Source organism: Micromonospora coriariae, from assembly GCF_900091455.1.
Lineage (GTDB): Bacteria > Actinomycetota > Actinomycetes > Mycobacteriales > Micromonosporaceae > Micromonospora > Micromonospora coriariae.
Genome location: NZ_LT607412.1, coordinates 467,536 through 486,215 on the forward strand (window position 1 = coordinate 467,536; position 18,680 = coordinate 486,215).

General features: G+C 70.0%; 17 protein-coding genes and 3 pseudogenes. 7 read left to right on the plus strand and 13 right to left on the minus strand.

Annotated features, from left to right (window positions below; all coding sequences use genetic code 11):
- Positions 1 to 4 precede the first annotated feature (4 nt).
- Positions 5 to 670, minus strand: coding sequence for a TetR/AcrR family transcriptional regulator (locus GA0070607_RS02145; protein WP_089016644.1), 666 nt, complete (start codon positions 668 to 670; stop codon positions 5 to 7).
- A gap of 98 nt (positions 671 to 768) precedes the next feature.
- On the opposite strand from GA0070607_RS02145, the gene GA0070607_RS02150 reads away from it, so the two are divergent.
- Both GA0070607_RS02150 and GA0070607_RS33740 read left to right on the plus strand, forming a co-directional pair.
- Complete coding sequence (locus tag GA0070607_RS02150) at positions 769 to 1,941, plus strand: acyl-CoA dehydrogenase family protein (protein ID WP_089021599.1); 1,173 nt, start codon at positions 769 to 771, stop codon at positions 1,939 to 1,941.
- Between the two features lie 26 nt (positions 1,942 to 1,967).
- A complete protein-coding gene (locus tag GA0070607_RS33740) occupies positions 1,968 to 2,408 on the plus strand; it encodes a peptidoglycan-binding domain-containing protein (protein ID WP_269458417.1) in 441 nt (146 codons plus the stop codon).
- 168 nt (positions 2,409 to 2,576) lie between these two features.
- Here GA0070607_RS33740 and GA0070607_RS02160 read toward each other — a convergent pair whose 3' ends face one another.
- The 4 genes and pseudogenes from GA0070607_RS02160 to GA0070607_RS02175 form a co-directional block, all read right to left on the minus strand.
- The gene (locus tag GA0070607_RS02160) at positions 2,577 to 3,614 is read right to left on the minus strand and encodes an aminotransferase class V-fold PLP-dependent enzyme (RefSeq protein WP_089016646.1); all 1,038 of its coding nucleotides are present in this window, start codon (positions 3,612 to 3,614) and stop codon (positions 2,577 to 2,579) included.
- A 197-nt stretch (positions 3,615 to 3,811) separates the two neighbouring features.
- On the minus strand, positions 3,812 to 6,001 hold the full coding sequence (locus GA0070607_RS02165; protein ID WP_456299224.1) for an FUSC family protein: 2,190 nt from the start codon (positions 5,999 to 6,001) through the stop codon (positions 3,812 to 3,814).
- A 103-nt stretch (positions 6,002 to 6,104) separates the two neighbouring features.
- Positions 6,105 to 6,338, minus strand: a complete 234-nt coding sequence (locus tag GA0070607_RS02170; protein WP_089016648.1) for a ricin-type beta-trefoil lectin domain protein — start codon at positions 6,336 to 6,338, stop codon at positions 6,105 to 6,107.
- Between the two features lie 188 nt (positions 6,339 to 6,526).
- Positions 6,527 to 7,169, minus strand: a pseudogene (locus GA0070607_RS02175) (serine/threonine-protein kinase); the annotation flags it as partial.
- Between the two features lie 876 nt (positions 7,170 to 8,045).
- Between GA0070607_RS02175 and GA0070607_RS02180 the strand changes: the two are divergent.
- Entirely contained in the window at positions 8,046 to 9,209 is a 1,164-nt protein-coding gene (locus tag GA0070607_RS02180) for a hypothetical protein (protein ID WP_197701228.1), read from the plus strand.
- A 129-nt stretch (positions 9,210 to 9,338) separates the two neighbouring features.
- On the opposite strand, the gene GA0070607_RS32695 is transcribed toward GA0070607_RS02180, so the two are convergent.
- Positions 9,339 to 9,512 (minus strand): hypothetical protein, encoded by a 174-nt coding sequence (locus GA0070607_RS32695; RefSeq protein ID WP_172898966.1) that lies wholly within the window; start codon positions 9,510 to 9,512, stop codon positions 9,339 to 9,341.
- A complete protein-coding gene (locus GA0070607_RS33950) occupies positions 9,509 to 9,709 on the minus strand; it encodes a flavin reductase (RefSeq protein ID WP_089016649.1) in 201 nt (66 codons plus the stop codon). Before GA0070607_RS33950 ends, GA0070607_RS32695 begins: the two co-directional genes overlap by 4 nt.
- Before the next feature lie 338 nt (positions 9,710 to 10,047).
- Here GA0070607_RS33950 and GA0070607_RS02190 point away from each other — a divergent pair, with 338 nt between their 5' ends.
- Positions 10,048 to 10,761: a DUF4396 domain-containing protein gene (locus GA0070607_RS02190; RefSeq protein WP_089016650.1), complete on the plus strand. Its 714-nt coding sequence runs from the start codon at positions 10,048 to 10,050 to the stop codon at positions 10,759 to 10,761.
- Between the two features lie 85 nt (positions 10,762 to 10,846).
- Positions 10,847 to 11,325 (plus strand): annotated as a pseudogene (locus GA0070607_RS02195) (transposase); the annotation flags it as partial.
- A gap of 9 nt (positions 11,326 to 11,334) precedes the next feature.
- Here GA0070607_RS02195 and GA0070607_RS34055 read toward each other — a convergent pair.
- From GA0070607_RS34055 to GA0070607_RS02225, 6 genes and pseudogenes are all read right to left on the minus strand, one after another.
- Positions 11,335 to 11,496 (minus strand): hypothetical protein, encoded by a 162-nt coding sequence (locus GA0070607_RS34055; RefSeq protein ID WP_408630938.1) that lies wholly within the window; start codon positions 11,494 to 11,496, stop codon positions 11,335 to 11,337.
- Positions 11,497 to 11,551: 55 nt separating this feature from the next.
- A pseudogene (locus GA0070607_RS34060) lies at positions 11,552 to 11,773 on the minus strand (transposase); the annotation flags it as partial.
- A 135-nt stretch (positions 11,774 to 11,908) separates the two neighbouring features.
- A complete protein-coding gene (gene mraY / locus GA0070607_RS02205) occupies positions 11,909 to 13,012 on the minus strand; it encodes a phospho-N-acetylmuramoyl-pentapeptide-transferase (protein ID WP_089016652.1) in 1,104 nt (367 codons plus the stop codon).
- A 28-nt stretch (positions 13,013 to 13,040) separates the two neighbouring features.
- The gene (locus GA0070607_RS02210) at positions 13,041 to 13,661 is read right to left on the minus strand and encodes a DinB family protein (RefSeq protein WP_089016653.1); all 621 of its coding nucleotides are present in this window, start codon (positions 13,659 to 13,661) and stop codon (positions 13,041 to 13,043) included.
- A gap of 410 nt (positions 13,662 to 14,071) precedes the next feature.
- Positions 14,072 to 14,482, minus strand: a complete 411-nt coding sequence (locus tag GA0070607_RS02220) for a hypothetical protein (protein ID WP_089016655.1) — start codon at positions 14,480 to 14,482, stop codon at positions 14,072 to 14,074.
- Positions 14,483 to 14,905: 423 nt separating this feature from the next.
- Positions 14,906 to 16,294, minus strand: coding sequence for a cation:dicarboxylate symporter family transporter (locus tag GA0070607_RS02225; RefSeq protein WP_089016656.1), 1,389 nt, complete (start codon positions 16,292 to 16,294; stop codon positions 14,906 to 14,908).
- 100 nt (positions 16,295 to 16,394) lie between these two features.
- Between GA0070607_RS02225 and GA0070607_RS02230 the strand changes: the two genes are divergently transcribed.
- Complete coding sequence (locus GA0070607_RS02230) at positions 16,395 to 17,978, plus strand: ATP-binding protein (RefSeq protein ID WP_089021600.1); 1,584 nt, start codon at positions 16,395 to 16,397, stop codon at positions 17,976 to 17,978.
- Complete coding sequence (locus GA0070607_RS02235) at positions 17,975 to 18,670, plus strand: response regulator (protein WP_089016657.1); 696 nt, start codon at positions 17,975 to 17,977, stop codon at positions 18,668 to 18,670. The genes GA0070607_RS02230 and GA0070607_RS02235 overlap by 4 nt, the downstream gene beginning before the upstream one ends.
- Positions 18,671 to 18,680 lie beyond the last annotated feature (10 nt).

Sequence of the window (18,680 nt, forward strand, 5' to 3'; positions counted from 1 at the left end):
GACGCTACCCGCTGGACCGGGCGGACTCCACCGGGTCGAGGGGGCCGACGGTGCGGACGTACTCGGCGGCCAGGCCGTGCAGCAGAGCGTCCAGGCCGAGGGCGAACGCGCCCTCGTCCACGCTCTGCTGGTGCTCGGCGAGCCGGTGCGCCTGGCGCAGGTGCGGGTAGTGCGCGGCGTACAGCTTGGGGTCCTCGACGAAGCCGCGGGCGAAGGAGCCGAGCGCCGACCCGGCCACGAAGTAGCGCAGCGCCGCACCGATGTGGGTGGCCCGGGCCGGCGGCCAGCCGGCGCGCACGAGCCCGCCGTAGACCGCGTCGGCCATGGCGAGGGCGGCCGGCCGGCGGCCGGGCCCCTGGGCCAGGTACGGCACGATGTTCGGGTGCGCGGTGAGGGCCCGCCGGTAGGACCAGGCCCAGTCGCGCAGCGCGGCGGCCCAGTCCCGGCTGGCGAAGCCACTGGTGTCCACGGCGGCGGTGACCGTGTCGGCGACGGCGTCCAGGATCTCGTCCTTGGTGGCGAAGTGGTTGTAGAGCGAGGGACCGCGCACGCCCAGCTCGGCGGCGAGCCGGCGGGTGGAGAACGCCGGCAGGCCCTCGGCGTCGATGACCGCGGTGGCGGTCTCGACGATGAGTTGCCGGGTGAGCCGGGGCTGGCGTGGTCGGGGCACTGCGCTCCTCGCTGGTCTCGGCCGTGGGGTCTGGACGCGGCAAAACTTACACCGCTAGTTTAAGGGTGACCGGCAGCACCGACGCCAGGAGGACCACCGTGGACTTTTCGCTGACCGACGAGGAGCGGGCGGTACGGGACACCGTCCGGTCGTTCATCCGCCGCGACGTGATGCCGCTGGAGGCGGAGGTGCTCCGCCGGGAGCGGGCGCACCAGCCGGGCCTGGACCACTCCGAGCTGCGCGAGCTGCAACTCAAGGCACGCAAGTTCGGCTTCTGGGGTCTGGCGACCCCGGAGGAGTACGGCGGGATGGACCTGCCGGCCGTGCTCCAGTCGTTGATCTGGACCGAGCTGGGCCACACGTTCGTGCCGTTCCGTTTCGGCGGCGAGGCGGACAACATCCTGTTCCACGCCACCGAGGAGCAGAAGCGGGAGTTCCTCATCCCCACCATCGAGGGCGAGCGGCGCTCCTGCTTCGCGATCACCGAGCCGGGCGCCGGCTCGGACGCCGCGAACATCCGGCTCTCGGCCCGCCGCGACGGCGACGACTGGATCCTCGACGGCGAGAAGACGTTCATCACCGGCGGCAACGACGCCGACTTCGCCATCGTGGTGGCGGTGACCGACCGGGAGAAGGGCGCCCGCAACGGCGGCGCCACCGCGTTCCTGGTGGACCGGGCGATGGGCTGGCGCTCGGAGTTCATCCAGACAATGGGCGAAGGCGGGCCGGCGTCGCTGATCTTCGACAACGTACGCGTGCCGCACCGCAACATCCTCGGCGAGATCGGGCAGGGCTTCACCCTGGGCATGGAGTGGATCGGCAAGGGCCGCTACACCATCCCGTCGCACGCCATCGGCATCGCCGAACGGGTCCTGCAGATGGCGATCGACCACGCCAACACCCGGGAGACGTTCGGCACGAAGATCGGCACCAACCAGGCCATCCAGTGGATGATCGCCGACTCGGAGACCGAGCTGGAAGCGGCCCGCTGGCTCGTGCTGAAGTCCGCGTGGACGGTCGACCAGGGCATGGACCCGCGGCACGCCTCGTCGATGGGCAAGCTCTACGGCGCCGGCATGGTCAACCGGGTGGTGGACCGGGTGCTCCAGATCCACGGCGGCATGGGCTACACCCGTGAGCTGCCCATCGAGCGCTGGTACCGGCAGGTCCGGCTCTACCGGATCTTCGAGGGCACCGACGAGATGCAGCGCCTGATCATCTCGCGCGACCTGCTGCGCGGTTACACGAAGATCGGGGGGCATCTCGCCTGAGCGTGAAGTGCCCGTCTCCTGACTGTGTGCAACGGGACGGGATCGCTGGACGTGTATCCGGCACAACCGCCCGACCAGTCAGAGGGGATGGATGTTCCTACGAATCAAGGCCGTTGCGATGGCGATGGCCGTCGCCACGATCGGCGCTCTCGTCATCTCGGCCACACCAGCGGGGGCCAGCGTCGGCCAGGGGTACGTCGCGGGCTCGGGCACCTGGACCGACGATCCTGAAGGCCGACGGCTACCTCGCCGCCTCCGGCGTCGACTGCCGGTTCGGGCCGGTGACGACGGCCGCCACAAAGCGGTGGCAGCGCGACCGAGGTCTGGTCAGCGACGGCGTCGTCGGTCCCAAAACCTTCGCCAAGGCGGCCACCCGCCTCCGCCTCTACGAGGGCGAGAGTTGGTTCTACTACGACGGGCTAGGCACCAACTTCGCCTACTTCGGCCGGCGCGCGGACGGCAGGTGAGACATGCCCGCCGGGCCCGACCTGGAGTGGGGAATGCTCTCCTACACCTCCGCGAACCTGAGCGTCTGTTCCTGACCACCACGGCGATCGCGGGCCGGCCGTGACCCCGCAGGGCACGGCCGGCCGGTCCGGCTCACCGGTGCTTCGGTGGGCCGCCCGTTGGCGGGCTCAGCCGGCCAACGCCGTCAGGGCGGCGTCCACATCGGCTTCGGTGGAGTAGACGTGGAAGGAGGCGCGGACCCGGCCGGCGCGCACCGCCGCCCGGATGCCGGCCGCCGCCAGGCGCCGCTCCGCGTCGGGCACGTCGACGGTGACGATGGCGCTCTCCCCCGGCGGCTGGCCCAGCCCGGTCAGGAACCGGTTGGCCAGCGCCACGTCGTGCTCCCGGATCGCCGGCACGCCGATCTCGGCGACCAACTCCAGGGCGGGCGCCGCCCCGACCCAGCTGAACCAGGCCGGTGAGATGTCGAACCGACGGGCGTCGTCGGCGAGCCGCAGCGGCGGGCCGTAGTAGGAGGCGTACGGGTCGCGGCCCGCGTACCAGCCGGCGGCGTCCGGGCGGAGCCGGTCGCGCAGCGCCGGGGCCAGATAGGCGTACGCGCAGCCGCGCGGGCCCATCACCCACTTGTAGCCGCTCACCACCACCACGTCGGCCAGGCTCCCGTCGAACGGCAACCAGCCGCACGCCTGGCTCGCGTCCACCACCACCAGCGCGCCGTGCGCGCGGGCCGCGGCCACGATCTCGTCGTACGCCAGCACAGCGCCGTCGGCCGACTGCACCAGGCTGAACGCGACCAGGTCGGTGTCGGCGTCGATCGCGTCGGCCAGCCCGTCCGCCGGAACCGTGCGCACAGTGACGCCACGCTCGGACTGCACCAGCCAGGGGAAGAGGTTCGAGGTGAACTCGACCTCGGGAACCACCACAGTCGACCCGGCCGGCAGCGCCGCCGCGACCGGCGCCAGCATCTGCGAGGCGGTCGCGCCAACCGCCACGTCCTCGCCCGGCACCCCGATCAGTCCGGCGAACGCGGTACGCGCCCGCTGCACGGAGTCTCCCCAGCCCTCCCACGACGTACGCCCGACCCGCCAGTCGGCCAGGGCCTCCTGCATCGCCGTCCAGGCCGGCTCGGGCGGCAACCCGTAGGAGGCGGTGTTCAACCAGCCGGGCTCCGGCTGCCAGAGCTTCTGCGCCTGCTCAAGTTCCATGGCCTCGACGCTAGGCGAAACGATCAAGAATCGGCACGGCCAATCGGCGAGCGGCGGCCTGCGGCGCACGGACGGCTCGCCTGTCGACCGCGCGCGGCGGGCTGGTCCCTGACGAGCATGATGACTCTGAGGTATAGATATGACTCAGAGGTATCACGCTCATCGACATGCTGCCGGGCCGAAGGGTTCAGCGCCCGTCACTGCCGTCGGCCTCGACTGACCGGCTCCCCGCCGGCGGGCGGATGGACCCGGGCGAGGCTGTCGGCGAGACCGGCCAGCCACCGGTCGACCTCCACCAGATGCCGCACCGAGGACTGCGAGCCGACCTCACCCAGCAGTGGGCGGATCCGGTCGAGTTCGTCGACGCAGTCAGCCGGCGCGGGCACCGGGCCGGCTGGACGGCCGTGCACGACCTCGTCGGCGAGGTCGTCGTACCCCCCTCGCAGTTGACCTGCGGAGTCCCGCAGTAGCGGCGCGACCGCAGGCCAGCCCGCGAGGCAGCCGGGTGGGTTGCGCCGCAGCAACGACTCGGCGGCGGGCACGACGCGGTGTCCGGTGGCCAGGACGGCGTCCCAGTCCACGCGCCGACTCGGCGGATCGGGCCGCTCCGAGTGGTACTGGCAGTAGGACGAGTCGACGAGGACGGTGCTCCTGCGGACCCGTTCGAAAGCCTGGTCGGGTCGAGGCCCGCCGAGCACCGCCCGGACGGTCTGCTCGACCGCGTCCGCGGTGGCCTCCAGGTAGCGGGCGGCGTTGCGCCGCAGCTCGCGGCTCGCGCCGCGCGGCCACATCGCGACGCCGGCGACCACGCCGATCACGGCGCCGAGCACGACGTCGACCAGGCGGGCCTCGGCGAGTCGCCATCCTTCGGGCGCGAGCTGGGCGAAGACGAACGTCAGCAGCACTGTGAACAACGCCTGCTGCCAGACCGGCCCCAGCAGGCGCCCGACGCCGAAGGCCAGCATCAGAGTGAACGGCAACGCGATGGCGTAGACGATGGGCTCCTGAACGACGAGCATCAGCCCGCCGCTGACGACCGCACCGGCGATCGTGCCCAGCACGGCGGGCCGCAGCGCCGTGCGGGTCTCCGCCGCCGAGGTGTGCAGGACGGTGAGGGTCGCCAGGAGCACCCAGAAGCCGTGGGTGAGCTGGAACACCCCGGCGGCCACCCGGGCGACGGCCAGTGCCACGGCCAGCCGCAGCGAGCTGTGCAGGTGCACCGATCGGGGCGCCAGGTGCGAGCGGAACTGCCGCCAATACAGCGTCCATGGACCGTGGCGCGCGTACTCGAACAGCCCCGAGTAGACGTCCTCGCCGTCGAGCCGCGACCCGTTGGCCACCCGGACGCCGACGGCGAGGACCCGCACCTGGTCGGCGAGGGCCAGCGCGGTCGCGTCCCGGCACAACCGGGGCACATCCGGCGCGTCGCGGTCGTCACCCTCTCCGACGGGGTACGCCCTCTCGGCCCGCCCGATCGCGGCGTCCAGGTCGCCGAGGTCGATCGGCTGCGCACCCGGCGCCAGGCTCCGGCCCGCAGCGCGGATCGTCTCGGCACACGAGGTGAGCAGCCGCGCCGCAGCCAGGTCCGGGATCGGCTCCGGAGGCGCGTCCGCCGCCAACCGGTCCGCCTCGGCGAGCACCTCCCGCAACGCCGCCGCGCAGATTCGCAGCGCCCGGTCCCGAGCGCCCGCCGCGGTGGGTGCCCACGCCGTGGGGTTGAGGCCCAACGCGAGGCCGGCCACCGTGTCGTACGCCCGCTCGCGCCGTGTGTCCCGGCCGCCGTGACCGCCCCGCGGATCGGTCAGCATGGTGGCGGTGGCGTCAAGGAACGCCGCGACGCCACCCGTAGCCTCGGTGAGGCGCTGCCGGTAGGTGACCGGCACCGGATCGGGCCAGAGGAACACCTCGGCCACCGCGAGCAGCACGACGGCGAGGGTGACCCCCGCCAGCCGCTCCGGCAGGGTGTTCGGCTGGTACGGCGGGAAGGACGCCAGGATGTAGAAGAGCTGGAACGCGCTGGCCAGCCCCACCAGGCGCGGGTTGCCGACCCCGGCGAACGCCACGACGAACCCGATGACCAGCATTCCGCCGGCGGCCGTCCAGGTGCTCCACGCCAGCAGCGAGCCCACGGCGATCAGCGCCCAGACCGCCGGCAGCGACGTGACGAGGATCCGCGCCCGCTGCGGCGCCGGACCGGGCAGCTGCGCGAACGATCCGGCGGCGACCACGCCGAACAGACCGTACGTGGCGAGCATCGGGCTGCCCGCGCCGTAGCGGCAGGCGTAGAAGACGGCGGACGCGACGAGGGTCAGCCGTGCCGCACGCCGCAAAACGGCATCTCCCGGGTCACGGCTGCGAAGCCGGCCCAGGAGGCTGGTTCCGAGCACGCCTGGTCCCCCGGGTTCGTCGCAGCACCCTCCCCGGCCCACCATTCTTCACCGAGGCTCCCGGTGGGCGGCGGGTTTCGCGGCGAATGGCCCGCGTCAGCGCTCAGCTCGCCCGCCACTTCTGGTTGGCCTGCCCGTTGCACTGCCAGAGCTGCAGGCGGGCGCCGTTGTCGGGGTTCTCGTCGAGCACGTCGACGCACCTGTCCGCCTTGATGTTCACCAGGTCGTAGGCCTTGTTGAGGGTGAACTTCTGGGACCCCACACCGCTGCAGTCGGCCAGTTGGACAGCGGCCCCGTTCTCCGTGGAGTGGCCGGCGACGTCCAGGCACTTGCCCATGGAGCGGACCGTGCGGCGGTGACGAACTCGGGCACGATCCTCGGGCGTGGCGCGTCACCGGCGGCGTTAGTCCGGGCTACCGGCCCGTCGTCGGTGGTGCTCACCAGGGCGGTTGGATCCTGCGGAGCGGCGGCCTGGCGCAGGAGCTGGTCCGCCTCCTCGGCGCTGATCCGCTGATCCGGCTCCCGACGCAGCAGCGCCGAGCGACCAGAGGTCGGCGGCGGGGCCGACGTCGCCGTCGGTGGCCCGCTCCGGTGCGAGGTACGCCGGCGAGCCGAGCACCATGCCGGTCTGCGTCATGCGCGGGTCGCCGGGGAGGGTGGCCAGACCGAAGTCGGTCAGCACCACCCGGCCGTCGTCGGCGAGCAGCACATTGGCCGGCTTGACGTCGCGGTGCAGCACGCCGGCCTGGTGCGCGGCCCGCAGCGCGCCCAGCACACCCAGTCCGATCCGCGCGGCGCGGGCCACCGGCATCGGACCCTCGGCTTCGAGCACCTCGTGCAGGGAACGGGACGGGACGAGCTCCATCACGATCCACGGGTCGTCGTCCGAGTGCAGCACGTCGAAGACGCGTACCACGTTGACATGGCCCAGGCGGGCAACAGCCCGCGCCTCGCGCATGGACCGTTCGCGCATCTCCCGGCGCTCGTCGTCACGCAGGCCCGGCGGTGCCACCAACTCCTTGATGGCCACGTCCCGCTGGAGCATCTCGTCGCGGGCCTGCCACACGCGGCCCATTCCGCCCTGTCCGAGCGGACGTACCAGCCGGTAGCGATTGGCAATCAACTGTCGAGGGGTGTCGGGCACGACAGGAAGGTACCCGGCGATCATTACGCGCCCAATTCTTCCCGACAGGTGGAAAGCGACAGTTGGATATGTCACAAGGAACTGTTGGTGGCCGGCGCCAGACCATTCCGGCACAACTCCACTATTGACCCGCCCACTGTCGCCCAACGCGATGTTACCAATGCGTATATCGGCAATGTGCTATGAATATCGAATGAACTCGAAGTCCGTCGAGACCCGTACGGCATGGGCCCGGCCGGGCCTGGGGTGGGCCCTCCTGTGCCTTGTGGTGGTGACGCTGGCTGCCTGTACGTCCCCGAGCGACTCCAACCGGTCTGCCGCGCCGCCTGTCGATGACGCGACTGGAGTGTCGGCCGGAAGCGGTGGCGAGACGCCGTGCACGACATCGGTAGACGCGATGCCCGCACCTCCGGAGGGTTATCGGCTCGTGGGCGAAAATGCAGCCGTGCCTGGCAGGTCCGTGCTGCGGGCAGAAGAATCGGGCGAGGCCGATCCAGCGGCTCGCCTATTCGCCAAGTGGGGACTGGTCGTCCGCGCCGGCACTGTCGTCGACCTTCAGGTCGCGCCCGGATGGGAAGACGACGCCCGGATCGGATGGAGTGCTCCGGACGGGCCAGCGGCGACCGCCCGGGTGCACGCCTGCGCGCCGACCGGAGGCCAACCTCAATGGATGGCCTTCGTCGGCGGCACGTGGGTTGCGCGAGCCATCTGCCTACCGCTCATCATCCGGTCGAATGGACGGCAGGACCGAGTCGACCTCGGTATCGGCCGTCCCTGCGACGAAACAACCACGCCGTAGCCCCGGGCTGTCTCGCACCATCGACGAATGCCACAGCGGGAACGGCCGGTGGTGGTCGCGGTAGGCGGACGCCATTCGGCGCATCCTGACAGGATGTTTCGGTGCGCTTCGCCCCTCACCTCGTGGCGTCCTTCCAGATGCCGTCGAACGCCCCTCGCGTACCCGGTATGGCCGGCACCGCTGACACTCCCGCCGTCCAGCGGTGGCCGCATCGCCGGCTCATCGTGATTCGCCGGGACGACGAGCTGTCGGCATACGACCTCGACCGGCTGCTCGCCGGTGACGACACTCCCGCCGCGCGGTTCCGGGCGCCGTGGCCGCGTGGGGCAGGCGGGATCGATGCGGTGAGCCCCACCCTCGACCTGGCGGTCTTCAGCGGCCAGCACGCGCTGCACGCGGTCGACCAGACCGGCGCTCTGCGCTGGAGCGTGCGGCACGCGTGCTGGGGCTCCCCCTGCTCGTCGCTCCACGAGTCCTACGAGGAGTACGCGGGCACCGACGAGCACCGCTATCCCGATCGGGGCTCGTGCTCGATCAGCGCGGACGGCTCGACGGTGTGGGCGCACGTACGCACGCCTCTGCCGGATGACGCCGAGCCGGAGTACGACGAGGAGTGGCTCGTGATCGACGCCATCGACGGTCGCATCCTGGGACGGGCCTCGACCGGCACCGCAGCCGCCGGCTCCCACCACGTTCCCCACCCCAACCCCGGCCAGATGGGCCTCAGCATCGGCGAGGGCCAGGACGGTGTCCCGCTGCGGTGGGGCCGGTGGGACGGCGTCCGCCTCACCGTCACCTCGATCGGGGATGACGACCGTTCCCTCATCGACGTCAGCCCGTCCGGAGAGCTGTTGCTCACGGTCGCCCACCATCAGGGAGACCTGGCGGTCCACCGGCTTTCCGACGGGGCGGTACTGCACGAGGTCGCCGCCGACCAGCTTCTGCCGCACCCGCCGTCGGACACGGCGGAGGAGCCCTACTGGGACTACCAGTGCGGCTTCGTCGACGAGCACACGGTGATCGCGAGCGCCGACGAGAACGACGAGGAGTACGGTCGCCCGCGGCATTGGCTCATCGACGCGGCGCAGGGTGAGGTGCTCGGTCGGGTCGAGTACCCGATGCCCATTTCGGAGAGCCCAATGGCGCTCGGCGACGGCACCTGGCTCACCTGCGGCGAGGACCCGTTCCAGCTCCTGCTGTGGAGTCTTCCCTCGGTGGATCGCGTCTCGTCCACCGCGACCAGCCCCTCAGCCGCTGTGGAGTGACCGCTTCGTTGTGAACTCTCGGCGCGCCGGTCGGGGCGGGCTTGATACGAGGTCAGACGGGCCGCTGATGCGCTTCTCAGCTCGGTTCGGCTGGCACGGTTGCTGTACTTCGCTGCTGTACTGCTGGCGTCAGGCGAGGCGTTGGATGCGGACCTTCGGGCGCTCGTTCCTCAGGTGGCCGTGCATGTGCTGGCGTACCTGCTCGTCCCAGACCTCCTGGTCGTAGGCCGGATCTGGCGGGATCCACCTGTGGGAGCCGTCGCTGATATGGAACTTCTCGTCACCCGGCCGCAGGATGCTCATCGGGTCCAGCCGAGGAATCGGTGGTGCAGGTGGCCGGCGGGAACGTGGGACAGGTCCTGGGCGGCGTCGACGAGATGGGCGGCCAGGTAGAGGGCAAGTGACACCGGGGCACGGTGATACTCGGCCAGCAGCTCGCGCCGACGGGTCTGACAGGGCCAGTCGGCACCGCAGCCGCCGTGCCAACCGAGGAGAACCACGTGCCGCCGCGTTACCGCTACGAGCAGACCCAAATGCTGACGTGGGTCAAGGGTGGCTAGGGCCCGGCAGGCATACCGCATGCGATAGGGCCGCCACCCCGCCAAGCGATGAACAAACTAGGTCCGGCTACACCGAACCAGGAGCCTACGGTCGCGGCGAGTGGATCAGGGTCGAGTGCCTGCCGATGAACTGAGGTCGGTGCGTTTCGTCAACGGTACGGGTACAAACTGAAAAACTTGAGAGTCCACGTGGCTTCGTTATCCCATGCTTGGCTCACTCGTCCGCGCTGGCGTTGCGTCACCACCTCGCGCGCGGGAAGGAGATAGCTATGCAATAAATGTTGCTGGTGTTGCTCTCGTGGATTTCACTCGGTGCTGGCGTTGTCAGCTCAGCCTTGATCGTCGTAGACACCCGCCTTCGCGGGTACCGCCAGCCGATCAAGAGCGAGGAGTTCGTCTGGCCCGTAACCGGGCTCTACCTCGGCCCAGCCGCCATCGCGGCGTACCGGCGTTGGGTCAGGCCCCATTCCCGCAGGTGGCAGCAGCGAAACGGCAGGCCGCCAAGAAGACCACGCCAAATAGTCATCCTAACCGGGGTTTGTCAGTGCGGCGCCCACTGCGCTCTCGGCGTCGTCCTCGGTGAGGTGGTCGTCTTTGCAGGTGGCATCAGCTTAGCGGGCGACACGTTGTGGGCCTCTTACATCAGCGATTATCTAGGGGCGATCGCCGTAGGGGTGACGTTCCGATACTTCACCTCGGTTCGCAGGGGCCGGCTAAGGATGTGGGATGCATTAGTGACCGTCGCCAAGGCTGACCTGCTCGCCGTGACCGCCTTCGAGATAGCTCTGTTTGCCTGGTTGGCGTTCTCGCACCATGTCATTGCCCCGGAGCCCCCATTGAACCCGACCACCCCGGCCTTCTGGTTCGTCATCCAGATCGGGCTGGCCAGTGGCTTCATCGCCGCATGGCCAGCAACCTCTTGGCTGGTCCGTCGTGGAATCAAAGTAATGCCATGGCCCGGGCCCGACGTAGATAAGAGGGCGCGCAAATAGGTCAGCGGGGATGAGTCGTGGAGGAGGCGGGCACAGACATCAGTGATCATGAAGGTTCCTACGCCTAGTGATCACTGGAACGCCTGTGCCCGCTGTCCCATCATGGCTGAGCGACCCCTTGTGGGACCAGTTCGCCGCGCTGCTGCCACCCCGTCCCGCTACCGATCCCACCCATCCGCTGGGCTGTCACCGCCGGCGTATCGCCGACCGGATCGTGTTCGACAGGTTGCTGCAGGTGCTGCGGTTCGGCTGCTCCTACCAGGGCATCGCCGACTGCTACTGGACGACCTCGCCGTCGATGGATGCATCACCAAGGCGCCCGGCGGTGGAGAGGTCGCCGGCCGTTCACCGGTCGACCGCAGCAAGCAAGGCATGAAACGGTCGGTCATGGTCGAGGCCCGCGGCATCCCACTGGGCCGCGTCCTGGCCGGCGCCCACCGCCACGACTCCCCGCTGCTGGAATCCACGCTGGACCGGCTCGACGACCTCGGCCCGCTGCCCGGCACCATCACCGTGCACCTGGATGCCGGGTACGACTCCCGGAAGACCCGCGACCTGCTCACCGCACGCAGGCTAGTTTCGAGCCTGGCTTGCGGCGGTCGACCGGGCTCGGGCCGGTTTCGGGCCGCCCTTGAGCGCCCGGACGTGGGAGCCGTCGATCACCGGCCGGGACATGTCCAGCTGCCCGGCGGCCCGGAGTTTGCCCAGCAGCACTTCGTGCTGTTGCTGCCACACGCCGGCGTCGTTCCAGTCTCAACCTGCCCCAGCAGGTCATCCCCGACCCGAAGCCGAGTTCCTGGGGCAGGTGCTCGCACGGGATCGCCGTGTAGAGCACGAACAGGATCTCGCACAACACCTTGCGGTCATCCAGCGGCTTACGGCCGGGATAGCGACGCCGACGTGGTGCTCGAGGTGGCAGCAACGGCGCGATCTCTGCCCGCAGCTCGTCCGAGACGATCCACGGCGGCTGCTCACCCCTCCTCACGCCCGAGCACTCCAGTCGACCATCCATCAAGGACGAACGCCCCTAGATCATTCTGTTAGGAGTTCTTAGGCAATGCTGCTGCCAGACGCTGGCCCCCGGTGGGGAACCAGGCTGCCCGGCGGATCACCGTCGGTGGCACGACACAGGCTTGTCGCGTGGCTTTTATCCAACGACCGCCAAGAAGTCCGAGTAGAACAGGCCCAGGCCGACCGCCACGCAGACGCCGGCCACGATCCAAAACCGGACCACGATATTGACCTCGCTCCATCCGGCCAACTCGAAGTGGTGGTGCAACGGCACCATCCGGAAGACACGTCTACCGGTGGTCCGGAACGAGACGATCTGGATCACCCAGGTCGTCGTGATGATGACGAAGAGCCCGCCGATCATGATCGAAAGCAGCGTGGTGCGGGTTGCCACCGCGAGCCCGCCGATCAGGGCGCCGAGCCCGAGCGAGCCCACGTCACCCATGAAGATCCGCGCCGGGGACGTGTTCCACCACAGAAAGCCCACGCAGGCGGCGGCCGCCGCCGCTGCGATTATGGCGATCTCCAGGGGATCCCGGACCTGGTAGCAGTATTCGTTCACGCGGGCGTACGCGTCGTCGGCGCACCAGTGCCGGTACTGCCAGAAGCCGATCAGCGCGTACGCGCCGAGCACCAGGATCGACGCGCCGGTGGCCAGGCCGTCGAGGCCGTCGGTGAGGTTCACGCCGTTCGACATCGCCATGATCACGAAAACGATGACCATGACCGCGCCGACCTTGCCGACGTTCAGCCAGCTGATGTCGCGGATGAGCGAGATGTGCTCGCTGGCCACGGTCTGGCCGTTGGTGCTGGCGACGTAGAGCGCGGCGATGCCGAACCCGCCGCCGACGATCGCCTGGCCGAGCAGCTTGCCTTTGGCGGACAGTCCGTCGGAGTTGCGCCGGCGCACCTTGAGGAAGTCGTCGAAGAAGCCAACCGCGCCGCAGAAGACGAACAGCCCGAGCAGCACCAGGGCCGTCATGGTCGGCCCCTCCTGCGCGATCTGCCGCTCGGGCAGGGTGGCCAGGGCGATATGCCCGGCGACGTAGGCGAAGACGGTCGCCACGATGAAGACGACGCCGCCCATCGTGGGCGTGCCCTTCTTGCCCTGGTTGCTGGCGAGCCCGATGGATCGGATCGGCTGGCCGGCCTTGAGCGCGGTGAAGACGCGAATCGCCACCGGCGTGCCGAACAGGGAGATGATGAACGCGACCGCGGCCGCGACGATGACCGCCCTCACGGGCGAACCCTCACGAGATCCGAATTTCTCACGGTGTCCCCACCGCGCAATGCGTGTCGGACAGGTCGGCATGATGCGAGCCGCCGGCCGCTTCCCGCGCAGCCCGCTCGACCTTCGCCCGGTACGCCTCGCGGGCCGCCGTGTCGATCTGCTCCTCGTACTCAGCCCTCACCCCGGTGCGGCCATCGAGTTGCTCACGCAGGATGTCGGCGTGTCCGGCATGCCGGGTGGTCTCCTGAAGGACGTGGACCATGATGTCGAACAGCTTTACGTCCGGCCGCGACCACCACGGCACGTGGCCGGACGCGTCGAGGGGAAGCGCTTGAATGGTCGCGTCCGCATGCCCCCAGGCACGCTGATAGAAGTCGATGATCTGTTCGCGGGTCTCGCCCGGGGTCACCCACAGGTCGCTGCCGTCCGCGTCCTGCCATCGCCCCAGCGCATCCGGCGACGGGCGGCCGAAGACCTCACCGAAATACCAGACCTCCAACGTCGCCATGTGCTTCACCAGGCCAAGGAGGTTGGTCCCCGTCGCTGTCAGGGGACGCCGGATGTCGTACTCGGACAGGCCGTCGAGCTTCCAGACCAGTGCCTCCCGGATCCCCTTGAGGCGGCCATGCAGGCAGTCCTTCGAGAAATCATCGATCATGGGGCACGAGCTTGCCATCCGACAGCGAGCGGAGCACTTCGGGGACCTCACAGCGCCGTGGTTCGTAACTCGTCGACACGAATCCGACGATCTGCAGTGCCAGGCCCGAGGTTCAACTTGTGTCCGAAAGTCACCCGCCGTGGCGAGTTCAACGCCGGGTTACCGCGCGAACGGAGATGCCGGCAGGTCGGGTCGCGGCGGGGCATCCCTCGTCACGTCAGTGAGGGTGATCTGCCACCTGACGAGTGTGGGTGCCGCCAGCCGGCCGACGCGCCAGGCGACAATGCCGACGGCGATGATGAGCGACACCGCCGCGGCAACCAGCAGCCACTGCCGCAGTAGCACTCGGCGGTCGAGGCGACGAAGGGGTTGCAGGTTTTCCGAAGGGGGCGCCCACGATGGGGGGCCATTCATAGCCACGACAGCACTTCCTGGGCGACGGTGGCGGCTGACTCGACGATCGCCGTGTCGGCGACGGCGGTCGCCTCGTATTCGACAAGCACTCCGTAGGTGCCGAAGCACGTCGAGAGGTTGATGCGTCGGCCAGTTTCGCGGTCACCCGCGATGAAGTAGACGGCGCGGTCGCCGAGCGCAACGGGATGATTCGTGTTGTTGATGACCATCAGCAACCCATCACGGTCCAGGCAACGCGGGCCGCGGCCCTCGTGCCGCCCGTAACGTCCTAGTGACACCCACAGGGAGGCGCGGGCGCCCTCCTTCGTGGACGCGCTCTTGACCAGGCAGTAGTTCGAGCGCATGCCTGGCCCGTTCTGCTCGCCGGCCTGCAGGGCGTCGTGCGCAGGGACGAGGAGGTCGAACACCTCCGCCCGGATGAGCGGGCAGACTGCGGGAGGTGCAGGCGGGTCTACCGTCGCCTTCCGCCAGCCCTGCCACCCGCCGGCGGCCGCTGAGAGCAGGACACAGACGGCCAGAGCCACGACGCGTATCCAACGGCCCCGTCTCACACCACCAGTGTGACCGGACGTAGCAGATGGACCATCGGCTGACCAGCGGTATTCCGAGCGCCTCGACCTTCTGTCGCCCGACGGCGAGCCCGTCAACGACATTACGGCGACCCGCCCTCCGGGGAGCGGGCCGAGTGGTTCGCGGCGACCATGATCGGGTGATGAAAAGTAGGCCAGGAGAGGCCTGAGAACCTACTTTCATCACCCGATCAAGAGAGAACGCGCCACCAAGGCTTCCAGGGAGAACGGGAACGGCGTGCGTTCGGCTAGCGCGACCGCTCAGGCCGGTGCGCCGACCGGTGCGGCCGCCTGTTCATCGGAACGCGCCGCCGACCCGTCCTCGTCGTCGTGCTCGTCGAGCATGGTCGCCTCGTCGAACGGGTCGTCGCCGCGCAGCACGCCGGTCGCCCGGTCCCGGTCGAACTCCCCGGTCCAGGTCCCCACCAGCACGGTCGCGACGGCGTTGCCGGCGAAGTTCGTCAACGCCCGCGCCTCCGACATGAACCGGTCGATGCCCACGATCAGCCCAACCCCGTCGACGAGGTCCGGCCGGTGCGACTGAAGCCCACCAGCGAGGGTCGCCAGCCCCGCGCCGGTGACCCCCGCCGCGCCCTTCGACGCGATGATCATGAACAGCAGCAGCGAGATCTGCTCGCCGATCGACAGCGGCTTGCCCATGGCGTCGGCGATGAACAACGAGGCCATGGTCAGGTAGATCGCCGTGCCGTCCAGGTTGAACGAGTACCCGGTCGGCACCGTGATGCCCACGACCGGCTTGCTCACCCCGAAGTGCTCCATCTTGGCGATCAGCCGCGGCAGCGCCGACTCCGACGACGAGGTCGACAGGATCAGCAGGAACTCCCGGCCGAGGTAGCGCAGCAGCGAGAAGATCGAGATCCGGGCCACGAACCACAGCAGCGCGCCGAGGACGACCAGCACGAAGATGAGGCAGGTCGCGTAGAAGCCGACCATGATCTGCGCGAGGCTCTTGAGCGCGTCCACGCCCGTCGCGCCGACCACGGCGGCCATGGCACCGAACGCGCCGATCGGCGCCAGCCACATGATCATGGCGAGCACCTTGAAGACCACCCGCTGGATGACGCCGATCGCGCTCAGCACCGGCTCGCCGCGTCGGCCCATGGCCTGTACGGCGAAGCCGACCAGCAGAGCGACCAGCAGCGTCTGGAGCACCTCCCCTTCGGTGAGCGCGGAGAGCAGCGTGGTCGGGATGACCCCGAGCAGGAAGTCGGCCGTACCCCCGGCCTCGTCGCCCGCGGCCGCCTTGCCCGCACCGGCGAGGTCCTGGCCCAGGTCCAGGCCGGAGCCGGGGTGGATGAGGTTGCCAACCACCAGGCCGATGGCGAGCGCGACGGTCGACATGGTCAGGAAGTAGCCGAGGGCGAGTCCGCCGACCTTGCCGACCTTCGCGGCCTGCCGGACGGAGCCGACGCCCAGCACGATGGTGCAGAAGATGACCGGGCTGATCATCATCTTGATCAGGTTGACGAAGCCGGTGCCGATCGGCTTCAGTTCCTTGCCGAAATCAGGGGCGACCAGGCCGACCACGATGCCGGCCAGCACGGCGACGATGACGGCCAGGTACAGGTAACGGGTACGGTCCCGACGGACCGGCGGCGCCGGTGTGGTGGTGGATGCGGTGAAGTCCATCTCGACAATGTGAAGCGCGTCTCACCCGTTGACAGCCTTGCGGTCATTCTGTTCACCGCGGAAGCAACAGCGACACCAGCACGACGAGGAGGTGGTGGAGGTGGCCCGACGCCAGTGGAGCATCGCCGGGCAGCTGTTCGCCCTCCAGGCGGTGGTGGTGACGCTGCTCGTGCTGGCTGGCGCGGCGGGCGCCGTCTGGTTGGCCCGCAGCGACGCCCGGCAGGCGGCACAGGAGGAGGTGCTCGCGGTGGCGCAGACCGTGGCCCGCTCCCCCGACGTCCGCGCGGCCCTCGCGACCGCCGACCCGGCCAGCACCCTCCAGCCGTACGCCGAGTCGACCCGGCTCGCGACGGGCACCGACTTCGTGGTGGTGATGGCCCCGGACCGCACCCGCTTCTCGCACCCGACCCGCGAGCTGATCGGCCAGCCGTTCGTCGGGGAGATCGAGCCGGCTCTGGCCGGCCAACCGTTCACCGTCACCAACGTCGGCACGCTCGGCGAGTCGGTGCGCGCGGTGGTTCCGGTGTACGACGACCAGCGCCGCCTCGTCGGCCTGGTCTCGGTGGGCATCACCACCTCGGCGATCAACCGCAAGCTGCTCAACCAGTTGCCGGTGCTGCTGGGCGTCGCCGCGCCGGCGCTCGCCCTCGCCGCGACCGGCTCCTGGCTGCTCAGCCGCCGGCTGCGCAGGCAGACGCACGGCCTGGGGCCGGCCCAGATGACCCGGATGTACGAGTACTACGACGCGGTCCTGCACTCGGTGCGCGAGGGCCTCGTCGTGCTGACCACCGACCGCCGGGTGGCACTGATCAACGACGAGGGCCGCCGGCTGCTCGGCATCGGCGCGGACGCGCCGGTGATCGACCGGCCGGTGGCCGGGATCGACCTGCCGCCGGCGGTGGCCGAGCTGCTCGGCTCCGGGCGGGACGCCCTCGACGAGGCGGTCCTGGCCGGCGATCGGGTGCTGGTGGCCAACCAGCGGATCACCCGGTTCGAGGGCGCCGTGCTCGGCACGGTGCTGACCCTGCGCGACCAGACCGAGCTGCGGACCCTGGCCAGCGAGCTGGATTCGGTACGCGCGCTGACCGAGGCGTTGCAGGCGCAGACCCACGAGTCGGCCAACCGGCTGCACACCGTGCTGACCCTGGTGGAGCTGGGCCGCGCCGACGAGGCGGTCCGGCTCGGCACCCGGGACCTGGCCCTCGCCCAGCAGCTGACCGACCGGGTGGTCGGCGCGGTCACCGAACCGGCGCTGGCCGCGCTCCTGCTGGGCAAGTCTGCCCAGGCCTCCGAGCGCGGTGTGGATCTGGTGATCGAGCCGGACTGCCGGCTCGACGACAGCCCGCTGCCGACCAACGACCTGCTCACCGTCGTCGGCAACCTCATCGACAACGCCCTCGAAGCGGTGGCCGGTACACCGGCGCCCCGCCGGGTGCGGGTCTTCGTCGGCACGGTCGACGACGAGCTGGTGGTGCGGGTCGCCGACAGCGGCCCCGGACTGGCCGCCGACCGGGTGGCGGAAGCGTTTCAGCGCGGCTGGTCCACCAAGAGCACCGGACGGGGCCTCGGCCTGGCGCTGATCGGTCAGGTGATCCACCGGCACGGTGGCCGATCCGAGGTGGGCCGCTCCGAGGACGGCGGCAGCCTGTTCACCGTCCGGCTGCCGGTCGGACTGCGCCGATGACCGACATCCGGGTGCTGGTCGTCGAGGACGAGCCGCTGCTGGCGGAGGCGCACACGGCGTACACCGAACGGGTTCCCGGTTTCGTGGTGGTCGGGGTCGCGCACACCGCGCGGGCGGCGATGGCGGCGCTGCGCGCCAACGACGGCGGCGACGTGGACCTCGTACTCCTGGATTTCCGGCTGCCCGACCTGCACGGCCTGGACGTCTGCCGGGCGCTGCGCGCGGCCGGCAGCAGCGTCGACGTGCTCGCGGTCACCTCGGCGCGGGACCTGGCGGTGGTGCGCACCGCGGTCTCCCTCGGCGTGACCCACTACCTGCTCAAGCCGTTCACCTTCGCCGCCTTCCGCGACAAGCTGGAACGCTACGCCGACTACCGCGCCCAGGCGCTCGCCGACGGTGAGGTGGCCGCCCAGCACGAGGTGGACCAGATGTTCGCCACCCTGCGCGGCACGACCGCGCACAGCCTGCCCAAGGGGCTCGACGCGCAGACCCTCAACCGGGTACGCGCCGCCCTCACCGACCCGACGCGCGCGGAGGCGGGGCTGTCGGCGACCGAGGTGAGCGCGCGGACCGGCATCTCCCGGGTGACCGCCCGCCGCTACCTGGAGTACCTGGTCACCGTGGACCGGGCCGCCCGCCACCCCCGCTACGGCACCCCCGGCCGGCCCGAAGTCGAGTACCGGCCTCGGTGAGCGCGCCGCA